The 14229-nt window shown below is 72.5% G+C and carries 15 protein-coding genes; all 15 read right to left on the bottom strand.

Features of this window, described 5'->3' with window-relative positions:
• Window positions 1-71 precede the first annotated feature (71 nt).
• Window positions 72-1841, bottom strand: a complete 1770-nt coding sequence (locus tag F6B43_RS01300; protein WP_100345583.1) for a type IV secretory system conjugative DNA transfer family protein — start codon at window positions 1839-1841, stop codon at window positions 72-74.
• On the bottom strand, window positions 1838-2419 hold the full coding sequence (locus F6B43_RS01295) for a hypothetical protein (RefSeq protein ID WP_246159740.1): 582 nt from the start codon (window positions 2417-2419) through the stop codon (window positions 1838-1840). The genes F6B43_RS01300 and F6B43_RS01295 overlap by 4 nt, the downstream gene beginning before the upstream one ends.
• Window positions 2416-3909, bottom strand: coding sequence for a TraC family protein (locus F6B43_RS01290; protein WP_150447141.1), 1494 nt, complete (start codon window positions 3907-3909; stop codon window positions 2416-2418). The genes F6B43_RS01295 and F6B43_RS01290 overlap by 4 nt, the downstream gene beginning before the upstream one ends.
• Window positions 3906-4700, bottom strand: a complete 795-nt coding sequence (locus F6B43_RS01285) for a hypothetical protein (RefSeq protein WP_100345594.1) — start codon at window positions 4698-4700, stop codon at window positions 3906-3908. The genes F6B43_RS01290 and F6B43_RS01285 overlap by 4 nt, the downstream gene beginning before the upstream one ends.
• Window positions 4701-4751: 51 nt before the next feature.
• Window positions 4752-6224 carry an SCO6880 family protein gene (locus tag F6B43_RS01280; RefSeq protein WP_100345595.1) on the bottom strand — a complete coding sequence of 491 codons (1473 nt, stop codon included), beginning with the start codon at window positions 6222-6224 and terminating at the stop codon, window positions 4752-4754.
• Window positions 6225-6227: 3 nt separating this feature from the next.
• Window positions 6228-7670 carry a conjugal transfer protein TrbL gene (locus F6B43_RS01275; protein WP_150447140.1) on the bottom strand — a complete coding sequence of 481 codons (1443 nt, stop codon included), beginning with the start codon at window positions 7668-7670 and terminating at the stop codon, window positions 6228-6230.
• 34 nt (window positions 7671-7704) lie between these two features.
• Complete coding sequence (locus F6B43_RS01270) at window positions 7705-7974, bottom strand: DUF6112 family protein (protein WP_045249057.1); 270 nt, start codon at window positions 7972-7974, stop codon at window positions 7705-7707.
• Window positions 7975-8044: 70 nt separating this feature from the next.
• The gene (locus tag F6B43_RS01265) at window positions 8045-8311 is read right to left on the bottom strand and encodes a DUF6112 family protein (protein ID WP_100345897.1); all 267 of its coding nucleotides are present in this window, start codon (window positions 8309-8311) and stop codon (window positions 8045-8047) included.
• Window positions 8311-9483, bottom strand: coding sequence for a M23 family metallopeptidase (locus F6B43_RS01260; protein ID WP_245861741.1), 1173 nt, complete (start codon window positions 9481-9483; stop codon window positions 8311-8313). The genes F6B43_RS01265 and F6B43_RS01260 overlap by 1 nt, the downstream gene beginning before the upstream one ends.
• A 5-nt stretch (window positions 9484-9488) precedes the next feature.
• Window positions 9489-10181 carry a hypothetical protein gene (locus F6B43_RS01255; protein ID WP_211294560.1) on the bottom strand — a complete coding sequence of 231 codons (693 nt, stop codon included), beginning with the start codon at window positions 10179-10181 and terminating at the stop codon, window positions 9489-9491.
• Between the two features lie 34 nt (window positions 10182-10215).
• Window positions 10216-11289 carry a ParB N-terminal domain-containing protein gene (locus tag F6B43_RS01250; protein ID WP_150447139.1) on the bottom strand — a complete coding sequence of 358 codons (1074 nt, stop codon included), beginning with the start codon at window positions 11287-11289 and terminating at the stop codon, window positions 10216-10218.
• Window positions 11286-12122, bottom strand: coding sequence for a hypothetical protein (locus F6B43_RS01245; protein WP_150447138.1), 837 nt, complete (start codon window positions 12120-12122; stop codon window positions 11286-11288). The genes F6B43_RS01250 and F6B43_RS01245 overlap by 4 nt, the downstream gene beginning before the upstream one ends.
• A gap of 92 nt (window positions 12123-12214) precedes the next feature.
• Complete coding sequence (locus F6B43_RS01240; RefSeq protein WP_150447137.1) at window positions 12215-12631, bottom strand: hypothetical protein; 417 nt, start codon at window positions 12629-12631, stop codon at window positions 12215-12217.
• Window positions 12628-13248 carry a DUF2637 domain-containing protein gene (locus tag F6B43_RS01235; RefSeq protein WP_150447136.1) on the bottom strand — a complete coding sequence of 207 codons (621 nt, stop codon included), beginning with the start codon at window positions 13246-13248 and terminating at the stop codon, window positions 12628-12630. The genes F6B43_RS01240 and F6B43_RS01235 overlap by 4 nt, the downstream gene beginning before the upstream one ends.
• 29 nt (window positions 13249-13277) lie before the next feature.
• Entirely contained in the window at window positions 13278-14174 is an 897-nt protein-coding gene (locus F6B43_RS01230; protein WP_150447135.1) for a bifunctional DNA primase/polymerase, read from the bottom strand.
• Between the last annotated feature and the right edge of the window lie 55 nt (window positions 14175-14229).

Below are 14229 nucleotides of genomic sequence, written 5' to 3'. Positions count from 1 at the left end.
GTGCTCCTTGCCTGTCGTGACAGCCGCCAGCCGCGGCCGTTCCCATCAGGCAGGTGCGCGCCCGCTGCCAGTCATGCGGGACGACGCAGCGATGCCTCGATCTCGGCACGGTCGGCCTTCAGCGTCGCGGCGTCCTCGCGGCTCGTCCACGACCGCAGATCGGTGACGATGGGCGGGGCCGAGCGCAGCAGTGTGATCCCGGTGCCGAACGGCAAGGTTCTGATCGTCTCGGGCGGCATCACGGCCACGCGGCGCACGGAGCGTTGCGAGGAGCGCGATCCGCGGTCGCCGATCGTGTCCGAGTGGGTGGTCTCGTCCCGCTCCCCGATGAGGGTCGACAGGTCTTGCAGGTCGCGTGAGCCGGACGCGCCGCCGAGGACGATCTTGACGATGGAGGCGTCCCAGATCGCCGCGGCGGCGTTTTCGCCCCACTTCTCCCGCGCCTGGGCGAGGGATTGCAACACGGGCATGGTCGTGATCCCGGTGCCGCCCCCCTCCGCCATCAGCGTGGGCAGGCTCGGCAGGGGCGCGAGGTTCCCGATCTCGTCCAGCGCGAGCAGCAGCGGCGGGTCCAGGCGAGCGCCGGGTGAGGTCGCGGCCAGGTGCCTGGCGGTCTCCACAAGGTCTTCGACGAACGCGGACACCAGCGCCGAGGAACCGCCGGCGCCCGCGGAGGTCGCCAGCAGGTAGAGCGTCCCGCGCTGGGTGAGGAACGCCGCGGGGTCGAAGTCCTCGCCGGGGCGCGGGGTGACCGCTTCCAGCACGCGCGGGTCGGCCAGGCAGCTCAACGCGAGGGAGACGCCTTGCCAGATCGAGTCGCGGGTGCGGGGGTCGGCGTGGATCATCGCCTCCAGCGACTCGGCCCATCCGGTCGCCGCCTGCGGGTGGGCGGTGAGGATCGCGACGGCCTCGGCGGCGGCAGTCGGGTCCAGGGTCCAGCGGAACAGCTCGGCGGCCCCGCGGCCGTCGAGAGCCGCGGCGTGCAGCAGCGCCTGGAGCGCGGTGCGTGTCTTGCCCTCCCAGAACCCGCCGCCCTCGACTCCGCCCGAGGAAAGCCCGGTGCCGGCGGCCAGGCCCGTCGCACGGATCATCGCCGTCAGCGGGGTCTCGCAGCCGCGCACGGGCGACCAGCGCAGCCCCGCCGGCACGCCTTCGGCCAGGTGCTGCGGGTCGAACACCGCGACGGGGCCGCGCCGGAGCCTTGCGCGAAGCGTTGCGGTGAGGTTGTCGGGTCGGGTCGAGGTGGTCACGACCGCGCCCGGGGCGTCGAGGATGGCGTTGATCGCGACGAACATGCCCTTGCCCGCCCGAGGCGGGCCGATCAGCAGGATGCTGTCCTCCACCGACGCCCACACTTGGCGCCCGTGCGAGCGGCCGAGCAGGTAGCCGACGTCGGCCGGCTTCGGCTCCGAGAGGGACGGGCGAAGCGTGGAGGCGCGGCGCAGAAGCGCCCGGCTGGAGGCGGCCTGGGCGACCTCCGCTCCGGTCGCGGTGCCCTGGATGCGGTGTGGGTCGCGGCGGGTCGTCGTCGAGTGCCGGCGCAGCAGCGACCAGCCCCACCAGCCTGCGACGCCGAGGACGGCGAGCAGCAGGGCCGTGACGATCCAGTAGACGACCGGGTTCAGCCTCGGCGCGCCCAGTGGATCGCCGGGGTCGCCGGGACGCAGCAGCACGCCGAGGCCGGCCTCGATGCCGCCTGCCGGCTGTGGCGCCCCGGTCAGGAACGCCGCGATCGCCCCGGCGACCCGAAGCACCCCGGCGAATCCGGCGACGGCGACGAGTAGGCCGATGCCGAGGTTCGCGAGCAGGTCTTCGGGGCCGCGTCCCGTCGTCGTGCTCACGGGCGGTCCCGGTCGGGATGGTGGACGGACAGGGTGCCGGAGATGCGGCCTAGCAGCAGCACCTCGCGTGTCGGGGCCAGCTCGAGCAGGTGCCGTTGCAGCAGGGCGCGGCCGTGCCCGGTCGGGCCGGCGTCGGAGTGGGCGACGATGACGGCCAGGGCGACGTCCTCGCCGGGCACGAACCCGTCCGCGCTCACCTCGAGCAGCGCAGGGACCGCAGCCGCCGGAGCCGAAGCCTGCTGGGGAAAGGCAGGCTCGGGAGGGGCGAAGCGGCTCCGGCGGCGCGGTGGCGTGAGGATGTCGGTGAAGGTCGAGCCGTCCGCCTCACACACCTCGACGCGGATCGGCCCGTTGAGGGCGGTGGTGAGGTGGTCGGCGAGCGCCCCGAAGGTGTCGCGCCGCAGCGGCGACAGCGCCTCCGGTGGGGTGAGCGGAGCGCCGTCGACCGTGACGGCCAGGGCACCGTCGGGTGCGACGTCGACCCGGACGTGCGGGACGTGGATGATCGGCTGGGCGGTCATCGCCGTGTTGTCGGGCTCGTCGGCCGCGTCGCTGCCGCGCCGGTAGCGGGGCTTCACGCCACGCCCCCGGTCATGCGGGTGGCCGTGTTGAACAGTTCGAGCTCGGCCGGGTGCAGCTGATGCTGCGTGACGTAGGAGTGATCCTTGACTCGCCAGAGCCCTTGCCCGGTGCCGAGGGTGGGCAGCAGTTTCTGCTCGGTGCCGGTCAGCCCGAGGATCTCGCCGGTGACGCCGAGTTGGTCGCTCTCCTGGCGGTAGATAATCCTCGTCTCCGCATTGGCGAGCAGCGAGGAGGCCAGGGCGCGCATCGCCGAGCCGCTGTCGCCTACGTTGTCCAGGTCGGTGAGCTTGTGGAACACGAGCGCATTTGCGATGCCGTAGTGACGGGCGAGCCGCCATTGTGCGTCCATGCGGCGCAGCAGCGGGGCATGGGACATGAGCCGCCATGCCTCGTCGTAGATCACCCACCGTTGCCCGCCGTTCGGGTCCAACAGCGCGGCCTCCATCCACGCCGAGGAGCACGTCATCAGCACCGAGATCAGGGTGCTGTTCTCCGCGACGCGGGATAGGTCGAGGCTGACCATCGGCAGCGACGGGTCGAAGCTGACGGTCGAGGGGCCGTCGAACAGCCCGGCGAGGTCGCCGGCGACGAGCCGGCGCAGCGCGTGCCCGGCCAGACGTCCGTCCTCGGCGAGACGTCCGTCCGGGTCGTCAGCAGCAGCCGGGTTCAGGATGCGGTCCACGACCATCGGCAGGATCGGCGTCTCGGCCGATCGCACGGCGTCGGCCAGGGCGATGTCGATCGCGGTGTGCTCCAGCGGGGTCAGCCGCCGGTCCAGCACCGTCTCGGTCAGCGCACCGATCAGGTCACGGCGGCGTGCGGCGACCTGGGTCGCCCATTCGCTGTCGGACACGTCGGAAGGCCGGTGCCCCTCGTCGAGCGGGTTGAGCCGGTTGCGCAGCCCGTGCCCGAGCACGATCGCCTTGCCGCCGACAGCCTCGGCGACCGCGGTGTGCTCTCCCTTGGGGTCGCCCGGCACGTACACGCGACGTCCGAACGCGATCGACCTCGTGTAGAGGGACTTCACCAGGGACGACTTGCCCGAGCCAACGATCCCGGCCACGACGATGTTCGGGGCCGTGATGACGCCACGCGCGTATAAGACCCACGGGTCGTAGACGAAACTGCCGCCGGAGTAGAGATCCTGCCCGACGAAGACACCGGCGGAGCCGAGGCCGCCTTCGGCGAGGAACGGGTACGCCCCGGCCAGCGTCGCCGAAGTGTCCTGGTGGCGCGGCAGCCGCAACCGGCCGGGGGTGCGCAGCGCCGCCGGGCCGGCCTCCCCGGCAGGCGGGAGGTAGGTGGTGCGTCGGCGTTCGGTACGCTCGGCCTCCCACCGCTGGTGCGCCTGCAGCTTGCGGGCGCGCTGTTGCTCGGCGAGCAGCTCCGCTGCGGCCCGCGCGCGGGCCTTGCGGTGCTTGCGGCGCTCGTTCTGCGGCGAGACGAGCACGCTGGTGTGCAGGCGTCCGTCATCCTGACCGGTCACAGCGCGAGGCCCTGACCGGGCCGTGCGCTCTGCGCGGCAGCACCGAACAGGCGCGGGTCGGCGGGCCGCGTCCGCCCGGCCGGCACGACCGGCGCGGGCTCGGCGAGCGCCGGGTCCGGCGGGGCGTCATGCGTTCGCAGCAGGCTGACGTGCCCGAGGGTCGGGTTGTAGGTCAGCGTGTACTCGGCGACCGTGACCGAGCGGTCCAGCGCCCCGACGGGCGGGGCGTCGTAGACGTACCCGTTGACCAGGGCTGCGTCGGTCGTCTCCCGCCCGTAGTCCCACTGGGCCAGGTGCGCGACGGCCGCGTCGGGTCCGTCCCGGTCGATGAGGGTCAGCACCTCGTCGGCCTCCTCGCCCTGGAGGAACACGACGCTCACCCACCGTGGCGCCGCCTCCGGCGCGCGGGTCGGGCCGTCGACGGCGATCCCGGCCAGGTCGACGCCGGCGGGCTGCCAGGCGATCCGGGAGGCGTGCTGCGAAGCCAGGTCGAGCCGCACCTGCACCTCGTCGAGCGCGTTCGCGGCGAGGTTGAGTGCGTCGGCGGCGGCGAGCGCGTAGACCCGGCCGAGGAACGGGTCGCCGTCGTCGGTGCGGGCGAGCTCATGGGCGTCGACGTGGCTGCGGGTGAGCTGGTCGAGCACCTGCCGCAGCGACCGGGTGCCGGCGATCAGCTCGCCGAGGACCGGGTAGGTGCTGGTCGGCGGCATGTCCCGCGTGGCGTGCGCGAGGCCACGCAGCGCGACGGCGCTCTCCTTGGCGTCCGCGAGCGGGTCGGTCAGAGTCGGCATGGCGTTGTCCTCCGGTGGATGGGCTGTCGGAAGACAGGTGCGCGGGGCCGGTCAGACGGTGCGGCACAGCGGCAGTGCGGCGGCGGCGAACGCGGCCGCCTGCTGCCCGACCAGGCGGCGCGTCTCGCACGACGCCTGGATCGCTGCCTGCTCGAGGGCGGACACGGCGCCCTCCAGCTCGTCGAGGGTCGGCGCGGACACGGCGATCAGGCCCGTGTAGCGCAGGATGCCGTGGCCGCTGGTTAGGTCCGCTTCCTGCTGGAGGACATCCTCGAACTCGGCGGACTGCTGCGCATCCTCGATCTGGCCGATCCGCTGACGCTGGTGTGCGTCGCTGATGTACTCGGTCTTCTTCTTGCGGATGTCGCGGGCGGCCTGGTCGGAGCGGATCGGGGTGGCGATCAGCGAGAACGCGCGCCGCACGCCCGAGGACAGCAGGATCGGGGCGAGGAACCCCGGATACACCAGCGACCGGGGCCATTCGGTGATCCACAGCACCGCGTGGAAAGCGGAGTCTGAGCGCAGGTGCTGCCAGCTCTCGGTGAGTGCGACGGGGCCGGCTGTGGCGAGGTTGCGGCCGAGGTCGCGGTGCCGTTCCAGGGTCGCCGCGACGGCTGGGTCATACGCCGAGCGCAGCATGACGGCGATCTCGCCGGGGCCGGCCCACTCCGAAGGGGTCAGGTCCGCGGCGCGCAACGCAGCGGACAGGGTGGTCATTTCCTGGCGCAGCACGGCGGCGGCGCCCCTCATCCCGCCGCCAGCGGTGCGGATCGCGCGGGCTGCGGCGCGCATGTCGAGCGCGACCGAGAGCGTCGTGGCGTGCAGCTCCCCGGCGGGGCCGGCGCGGTCGATGAGCTCGGCGTACACGGTCGAGGTCCACGAGCCGTCGGCGCGGCCGTGCTCGGACCACCACTCGGCCAGGCCGCTGCCGGAGTCGGGCAGCGTGCGCTCCAACACTTGCACGCGCGCGAGCCGTCCCGACCGGCAGCAGGTCGCCAGCACCCGACCCCAGCCCGTGACGCGGCGCTCCTGCTCGCTGGGGTCCAGCAGCACGAACGCGGGATGGGTTACGGTCAGCACCGCCGTCAGGGTCTGGGCGTGCGGGTCGTGGATCATCGCGGCGTCAGTCGCCGGGTCGAGGTACTCTCGCAGCGCCGCGGCGTCGCCGGGCAGAGCGAGCGTGCCGGCCGGGCGAGGCTTGACGATCCGGGCGCGGAACAGCAGTTGCCCGCCCGTGGTCCGCCAGACCCAGCGCAACGCGATCGGCACCCACTCGATGAGCTTCCGGCCGCCGGCAGGCACCCAGGCCAGCACGGCGCAGAGCAGGCAGATCGGGGCGGCGTAGGCCAGCAGGATGCCGCCGCCCATGTAGAGGGCGACGACGATCGACAGCGCCGCGACGGCGAGGACGAGCAGTTGCGACAGCGACAGGCCCAGCAGCACGCCGCGGCGGGTGAGCCGGCTGAACTTCACGGGGTGCAGCTCGGGTTCGTCTCGATGGCCGCCTCGGGTGCGAGATGCCATGACCTACTCCTTCTTCGCCGGGGGCTGCGGACGGGCCGGCGGGTCGGGCTGCCGTGGCGGCGGCGATGCCGGCGCGGCCGGCCGCGCCGGAGCGGACGGCGGGCTGCTCGGCGGTGCGGCCGGGGTGGGCGCGGTCGGCTCGGCGGCGTCTGCGTGCCCACCGACTGCGGCGGCGACGGCGTTGCCGGCCTTGGGTCCGGCAGTCGCGGCGGCTCCTGCGACCTTCGCGCCGACAACGACGGCCGCGCCGATCGGACCTGCAGCGGCCGCGCCGCCACCCGCCGCGGCCGCACCACCGCCCGCAGCACCCGCGCCGGCGCCTCCGCCCGAGGCGGCGGCGCCACCAGCGGGAGCGGCGGCTCCAGCCTGTGCGCCGGCGCCCGCTCCACCCGCTGATGCGCTGCCACCCCCGGTCCCGCTCGGGGGTGCCCCGGTGGGGGCCGCAGGCCGGCCGCCACCAGAGGGGGCGTCGCCGCCGTCGAGGATCTTCTTCGGGGACGCGCCGTTACCGCCCCCGCTCGGGACCGGCACGGGCCGGTTCATGGCGGACTTGGCCTCCTGTTCGGCCGACATCGCGTGGTACATGTCGAACCCGACGAAGGAGATGAACTTGTAGGTCATGTACGGCGCGAACGCGGCGACGAGCATGAGGACGACGCCGGCGATCGGGTCGCTGATGGAGGCGAGGTCGAGGTCGATTGGTTGGGAGACCTGGGCGACGGCGACGAGGAAGACGACGACGAGGACGAGTTTGGACAGGATCAGGGCGATCACGAACGTCGCCCACTTGCCGAACCAGCCGCGGGTCGCATCCCATGACGCGCCGGCCAGGGCGACCGGGGCGAATACGATCGCGACCAGCAGCAGCGCTTTGCGCACGAGCAGGGAGAACCACACGATCGCGGCGGCGGAGATCGCAAGCCCTGCCAAGAAGATCGTGATGATCGCGCCGACGCCGGGGGCGGCGATGTTGATGCCGGCCAGCGCCCCGCCGAGGAGGGCGATCTTGTCGCCCATGTCTTCCATCGAGTTGCCGGTGGCTTGGACGATGCCGATGCACAACTGGTCGGTGATTTCCAGCAGCGTCCCGGTCAGGGTGAGGACGACGAAGGAGCCGAGCACGGATTTCGCCAGCCCCAGCGCGGCACGGGGCAACGCGCCGGGGTCGCGGCGGATCAGGCCGGTGATGAGCTGGAGGCAGAAGAAGATGAGCATCACGAAGATGGCGACGCCGAACAGCAGGTTGTAGACGCCGACGTACTCGGCGCCGGTGACGTCGACGAGGGTCGTGGTGTCGAACACGGACCACACGGCCTCGAACAGCCATCCCGCGGCGGCGCCCATTGCCTGCGCGAGCCAGTCGAACGGCGCGGCGACCAGGGAGGCGACGCCTTCGCCGACGGCGTCGCAGACGCCGGAGATCACGGGGATGTCGCACACGCTCATGGGCGGCGCTCCCGGTGCGCGCTCGGGCGGCCCGTCATACGCTCTGGCCCACGTTCCAGAAGAAGTTGATGAGGGTGACGCTCGCGCCGCAGATGATCGCCGCGCCGCAGCTGACCAGGACGCCGACCTTGCCGCGGCTGGCGAGGTGGGGGTTGCTGCTGTTCGCGCCGAAGCCCCAGATGATCGCCGAGACGATCAGGGCCAGGACGCTGAGGATCAGGCCCACGGTCATGATCGCGCCGACGATGGTGCGCAGCTGCTCGATACCGGGCAGGCCGGTGCCGTTGGGGTCGATGTCGATCACGGTGGGCTCCTTGACGTTCGCGAGGGATGGGTTCTCGCGAGTCAGGTGCGCGGGCCGTCCCGCGGGGGCGTCAGAGACCGGAGCCGAGGGTGATCAGCCAGTTCAGCCACGCGACGCCGGCGCCGGCGAGCACGGCGGTGCCGAGCGCGACGAGCAGTCCCGTCCGTGCGCGGGTGGCTGTCTGATAGTTGCCGTGTGAGGACGCCAGCGCCCAGGTGATCGCGCAGACGATGAGCATCAGCACGGCGATGATGAGCACGAACATCAGCAGGGCTCCGATGACCTGACGCAGTTCCGTCGCGCCCCCGGTGGCGCCGAAGTCGGGGAACACGTCCATCAGGCCACCCCCGCGCCAGGGCGACATGCAGAGGTGCTGGCGGCGTCCAGGTCGAGCGCGCCATGTTCGGCCAGCCACGGCTCGGAATCAACGGCAGCGGCGTTCGACCCGCCTTCGCGGATCTCGAAGTGCAGGTGGGCTCCGGTGGACTGCCCGGAGGAGCCGACGTCGCCGATGTGCTGTCCGGCCGTCACGGTCTGCCCATCGGTGACGTAGATGGCGTTGGCCCACATGTGCGCGTAGGCGGACGCCACCCGTTGCCCTCCGACCGTGTGCTCGATGACGATGAGGTTGCCGTAGCCGCCGGATGGTCCGGCGTGGGTGACCACGCCGTCGGCGATCGCGAAGATCGGGGTGCCGTCCGCGGCGGCGAGGTCGGTCCCCGTGTGCATCGACCGCTCACCGGTGATGGGGTGGATGCGCATCCCGAACGGGTCGGATCTCACCCAGGTTCCGGTCGGCAGCGGAAACACAATCCTGGTGGTCTCCGGCACGATCGGGGTGGCCGAGCCTCCGCCTCCTCCGCGTGGCGGGGTGGTCAGGACGCGCAGGATCGTCTCGGCCACCGGCCGGTAGTTCTGATAGCGGTCGGGGTAGGCGCTAACCTCGACCGCTTGCGCAGCCTCGCCGGGGTCCATCTGCTGCCAGCCGGGGATGTCGAGCAGCCCGCGCGGGCTCGGGTAGTTGGGGCCGTCAGGTCCGCCGTAGAACGCGCGCGCCTGGTAGTCGGGGTCCATCAGTTCCGCGACGGTTCCCCAGCCGGAGGCGGGTCGCATCTGGAACAGCCCGAGGCTGTCGTGGTCGGCGCCGTTCCCGTCGTTCGGGTAGTCGCCGGACTCGGGATAGGTGCCGGTGTTGGCGAGCATCCGCAGCCGCGATTCGGTCAGGGCAGCCATCAACGCGATGACGACGCCCGGCGCGCCAACGCCACTGGTGCGCCCGCCGACCGTGATGATCGTGGCCGCATGGGTCAGCTGCGTTCGGGTCAGCGTGATCGAGGTGCCGTCCGCCGCGGTCGCGGTCAGCTCCTCCGGGATGGCACCGACCGTCAGGGAGCCGGGCAGGCATGCCGCGGCCTGCATGGCCGGGTTGACCAGTAGCCCGACGGCCAGCAGCGCCGGCGACGGGCCGAGGAAGATCAGCAGCGCGAGGGCGAGGGCGAGCTTCTTCACGCCGATCACCGCAGCGGGTTGTCGAGCTGCGAGAGCCGCAGCAGCCGGCACGGCCCGGTGGAGAACTCCGGCGCCGGTGGGGAGCAGACGATGAACACGGTGAACGACACCGGATGTTCGGAGGTGATCTGCTGCCCGTTCCAGATGCCGGTGCGGTGCCGGGTCGCGTCGATCGTGAACGCGGTGGTGCCCGGTAGCAGTTGGCCGGGCCGGGCCTGCGCGAGTGCGTCCGCCCACCCATCCGGCACGCCGATGCTGTCGATAGTCAGGCTCTGCCGGGTGGCGTAGCCGCGCAGTTGCGCCCAGGCGGAACTCGTCGGCAGGTAGCCGGTGATGTCCGAGGCGAGGCCGTTCTGCTCCCCGGTGCTGGTCTCGACGACCTCGAGCAGGACGTCGGCGATGTCCAGCGGCCCGTAGCCGGCTCCGGCGTCCCAGGTGAACAGGGTGGCCGCGACCGACCGAGCGAACTGCTCTGGGTTATGGGTGAGCCGCACGGCGGCGGGCTCGTCCGCCGTCGGGAATGTCTCGGACGGGTTCGGTGTGGAAGAGGTGCTCGGGGCCGGGGCGGGCGGGGCGTCGCGGCGGGGGCCGGCCAGCAGCCCGTACACGCCGACACCCGCCAGGATCAGCAGCAGGCCGGCGGCGATCAGCGCGAGGATCAGGCGGGTGCGGCGTCCGGGTCGGGTGGTCAGCTCCATGCTGTCCAGGTGCGCGGGGCGTCCCCGCGCTCGCTCAGAGGGCGATCAGACGGTGGGCGCGTGCCGAGCGCATCTGCTCGGCCATCTCGTTCAGCGCGTCGAGCACGGCCTCGAACCCGGCCCACTGCTCCTCGTCGAGCGCGGCGGCGAGCTCGACGGGATCGAAGTGCGAGGTGAAGCCCTGCAAGTCGTCCACGGTGGCGACGAACACCCGCACCGGGTAGCGGGCTGCCTCATCCGGCCCTGCGGCTGTCAGTGTCTGGGCGGGGCGACGCTTGGTCGCCCCGCGGACGCGGGCGAGCGTCTCGGCGGCGACGCGCTCCAGTCCGGCCGCGCGGGTGGTGGCCTGCTGGCTGCGCAAGCGGGCGAGCGCGCGGGCCGCGGCGTCGCGGACCCCGCCGGGCTCGGTGTCGTCCTCGGCCAGACGCTCCAGTTCGGCGAGGGACTGCTCGGCCTGCGCCCGCCGGTAGGCGGGGCTGACGGGTCCGCCCTGGCCGATCGCGTCCAGCCCGGCCTGGGCGGATTCGCGCACGGACGCCGGCTGCGCCGCATCGGCGGCGAGTTCCTCCAGCCGGCCGATCTGCTCCAGCTTCGTGTATCCCTTCTTGCCGGTGACGATCAGCGCCGCCTGCTCGCGGGTGTCACCGGCTTCAGTCTGCGGTGCCGTCGATTCGGCGGCACCGTCTGACCTGGGGTTTCTTCCTTCCGCGGTGAACCTGCTGGCCTCCTGGCGGCGGGCGGCGTCCGCGGCGAGCTCGGCGCGCAGCTCCCGGTACAGAGATGCCTTTTCCAGGTCGGTGTAGTCCAGGCGGAGCTGGTTCTCGTCCTGCTCCGCCAGCAGCAGGGAGAGCTTGTCGGAGATCCCGGTGCGCACCCACACGTTCACGGTCTTCAGCCCGAGGTACTGCGCCGCCAAGTAGCGCCGTCCGCCACAGATGAGCAGCCCGTCAGGGGCGATCGTCAGCGGGTGCAGGAACCCCTGACGACGGATCGACTCGGCCAGGCCGGGGATGTCGCCCTGCTCTTGCCGGTGCCGGTAGCCCATGCGGATCGCGTCGAGCGACCATTCCAGTTCGATGTGTCCCGCGGTCGGGTCGCTCGTGCTCATGTCAGCTCGCCACCGCGCACGGTGATCGGGTTGGCGAGGATGATCGTCAGCGCCAGGTCGTCGTCGGCGGCGATCTCGGCGACCGGATACCCGCGGGTCAGACGCAGCAGCACCCCGCGGCCGGTGTTCGTGGCCACCAGAGTCGGGTCAGGGCTACCAAGCACGACGCGTAGCAGCGTCGTCCACGACACCCGCGGCATATCCAGCAGCGCGCGGGCGTGCTTGTCCCGACGCAACGACTCGTAGGCAGCCCGCCGCGATCCGGTCTCGATGAGCCGTCCGCTGATGTACTCGATCGACGCGCGGGTGACGTCCTCGGGCCAGTCCAACGCGACGAACAAGGCGATGGTCTCCTCGAGGGCGCGGCGGGCCTGCTCGGAGCGGTCGTCGCTCTCGTCGTCCGTGTCCTCGGGCGCCTCGACGCGGAACGCCGGGTGGTACTCGGTGATCGAGGTCTCCCGGTCGGAGAACCGCTCGGCCTCATGGAAGCCGGAGTATTCTGCGCGTCGCGCCTGATGGGTGGAGCACAGCATCCCGGCGGCCTGCTCGTCGGCCTTCAGGGTGATGTCCACGGCGCGGGTGACAACCGCCCAGGGGTCGTCGGCGCCGCGCACCGAGGACGTGCGCATCGCATCGAACGCGGCCGGGGCTGCGTCCTCGGGCTCCTGGCGGTGCTTGCGGGCCAGGCCCGCGTACTTGCGGATCGTGTACTGCATCAGCGCCGCCGCCTCCGGGTCGGTGCGCCAGGCGCCGGGGCCGGCGTCGTGCAGGCGGACGAGCAGGACGCGAAGTCCCTCGCTCGTGGCGAACGCGGGCTGAGTGGTTTGCAGCATGATCGGGCACCTCCTGTACGTCAGGCAGGTACACGGACGCTCCCCAGCGGCCGGCCGGACGCTGGGGAAGCGGTGCATGCTGGGGCTCCGGCCTACTTCAGCTCGAGGGGTTCGAGCGAGGTCTGTGCGGCCGGGGTGTTCACACCGAACGCGGTCACCGGGGCGAGCCGGTGCGAACGCCGCGCGATCCCGCGACGGGACACCGCGACTGCGTTCGACGGCAGCCGGCGGGTCCGGCGTGCCAACTCCGCCTGGAAGTCGATGCCCCGGCCCGAGGCGCGCCCGCTCAGGCTGACGAACAGATCGGTCGGCCGCACCCACGCGACCGTGCTGCGCCCCGACGCCGCAGCCGGAGCCGGTCCCGGAACGGCCTGACGGGACGGGTCGCCATGCACCGCGAACTCGGAGACGTCCGGCTCTGGCCGCTCGATGGGGGCGCGGGTCGGCTGCGAGCCGGCCTCACGCGATTTGTCGTGAGGCGGCTGCGCGTCTCGGATCGCGTCGATCATGGTTGCGTTCCTTCCGTGTCGGCGGTCGCGGTGATGGCTATCGGAGAGGTACGCGCTCCGAGCCACCGTCCGACAGTCGAGGGATGCACGCCGACGTGCCGGGCGATCCGCTTGTTCGACCAGCCCTCATCCCGCAGCACCACCGCGAGCTCCCGCCCGGACGTCGGCGGGTCCGTCTCCGCGACCGGCTCGACCTCGACCGCGAGCGCGGGCTCGGCGACGCTCTGCTCGGACGGGCCGACCGGGCGCGCGCGGGTGAGGACGACGGTGAGATGGGTGATCGCCAGCAGCACCAGCGGCGGCACGGCGGCCACGGAGGCGGCGAGCACCGCCGGCACGTCGGCATCGGCGGCGACAATCGCGTGGATCGCGTTCGCGGTGACCGACACGAGCGCCCCGGCCATCAGCAACAACCACGGATACCAGGCCGTTCGCTGCCCGGCCAGGGCGACGACCGCGACCGTGGCGACGACGATGATGCCGTCCACGATGAGCGGCCACGCCCACGCCTGCGCGTCGTCGATCCCGGAGCGGCGCGCCAGATCCGCCAGCGCCGTGAAGGACAGCCAGAACGCGCCGATCGCGATGAACACCGTGCCCGCGATGGCGGTGCCCACAACGAATCGCCGCACCTGGGGCTGACCGTTCACAAGACCGCCCGGATCGAGGGCTGCACAGCGACCGGGGACATTCCGGCAGGCACGGGCCGGGCCGCGGCCTGCGGGTGTGCGATGCGATACGCGGAGCGGATCGTCGTAGTGATCTCGGGAACCGGCAAGCCGGCGCGTTCGGCGGCCGGCCCAAGGACGGCGTGGGCGTCGGCGGAGGGGACGCCGGCCTCGGCGGCGCGGCACGCGGCCCAGAACAGGGCACGGTTGCGTTCGCCCTCACCGCGCGCGGCAACCCAGCGTGCCAGCCGATCGGGGTCGAGGTCTCCGACGCGCTCCCGCGGCCCCGCCCACGGGACCGGCTCGGGGCGCGGGTCCAGCAGCTCCCGCAAGGCGCGCGCGTCGACCGGCGCGCCGTCGGAGGTCGCGGTGGCGACCACCGTATAGGAGCGCTTCCCAGCCCGCCCGATCACCGTTGAGGGCGGCACGACGATGTAGCCGCCGTCGCCACGGAAGTCGATGTGCGCGGCCGGCGCCTGCCAGGAACGGTGCGGATCGTCCGGGCTTGCCGGGTAGTAGGCGTGCAGCCCGCCGGACGGGGTGCGCACGAGCGCGGCCCATCCGTCGACCAGGCCCTCGCGCTGCGCTCGCCCGAACGCGGCGTATCCGGTTCCGGCCGGGTGGACGTCGACGTCGACCACCTCGAAGCCCGAGACCGCGCCGGTCGGCACGCCGATGTTCGCGGTCGGCCAGCGCCGCCACCACGCGGCCACCTGTCGCAACTCGGCGCTCGCGTCATGGAACCCGTGCTCGGTGCGCGGCTCCTTCCCCAGACGCCGGCACGGGAAGACGGGGACGCCGGCCTGGGCGAACGACCTCGCCGCATCCGACAGCGGCATCGCCGCGGCGGCGCGTAGCACGGCGCCGATGTCCATAGCCGGCCTCCTCCCTACGCCCCCGATACCAGGGCTCGCTTCATGGCTTGCGACT

The sequence above is a fragment of the Microbacterium rhizomatis genome, assembly GCF_008710745.1.
Taxonomy (GTDB): domain Bacteria; phylum Actinomycetota; class Actinomycetes; order Actinomycetales; family Microbacteriaceae; genus Microbacterium; species Microbacterium rhizomatis.
Note: the sequence above shows the minus strand (reverse complement) of the source record. Positions and strands in the feature narration are given on the sequence as shown.

Bases quoted from the DNA above. Each gene is read 5' to 3' on its own strand.
- F6B43_RS01285 (WP_100345594.1), bottom strand. From the start codon at position 4,700: ATGCCGACTCTGACCGACCCGCTCGCGGACGCCAAGGAGAGCGCCGTC.
- F6B43_RS01280 (WP_100345595.1), bottom strand. From the start codon at position 6,224: ATGGCATCTCGCACCCGAGGCGGCCATCGAGACGAACCCGAGCTGCAC.
- F6B43_RS01275 (WP_150447140.1), bottom strand. From the start codon at position 7,670: ATGAGCGTGTGCGACATCCCCGTGATCTCCGGCGTCTGCGACGCCGTC.
- F6B43_RS01265 (WP_100345897.1), bottom strand. From the start codon at position 8,311: ATGGACGTGTTCCCCGACTTCGGCGCCACCGGGGGCGCGACGGAACTG.
- F6B43_RS01255 (WP_211294560.1), bottom strand. From the start codon at position 10,181: ATGGAGCTGACCACCCGACCCGGACGCCGCACCCGCCTGATCCTCGCG.
- F6B43_RS01250 (WP_150447139.1), bottom strand. From the start codon at position 11,289: ATGAGCACGAGCGACCCGACCGCGGGACACATCGAACTGGAATGGTCG.
- F6B43_RS01245 (WP_150447138.1), bottom strand. From the start codon at position 12,122: ATGCTGCAAACCACTCAGCCCGCGTTCGCCACGAGCGAGGGACTTCGC.
- F6B43_RS01240 (WP_150447137.1), bottom strand. From the start codon at position 12,631: ATGATCGACGCGATCCGAGACGCGCAGCCGCCTCACGACAAATCGCGT.
- F6B43_RS01230 (WP_150447135.1), bottom strand. From the start codon at position 14,174: ATGGACATCGGCGCCGTGCTACGCGCCGCCGCGGCGATGCCGCTGTCG.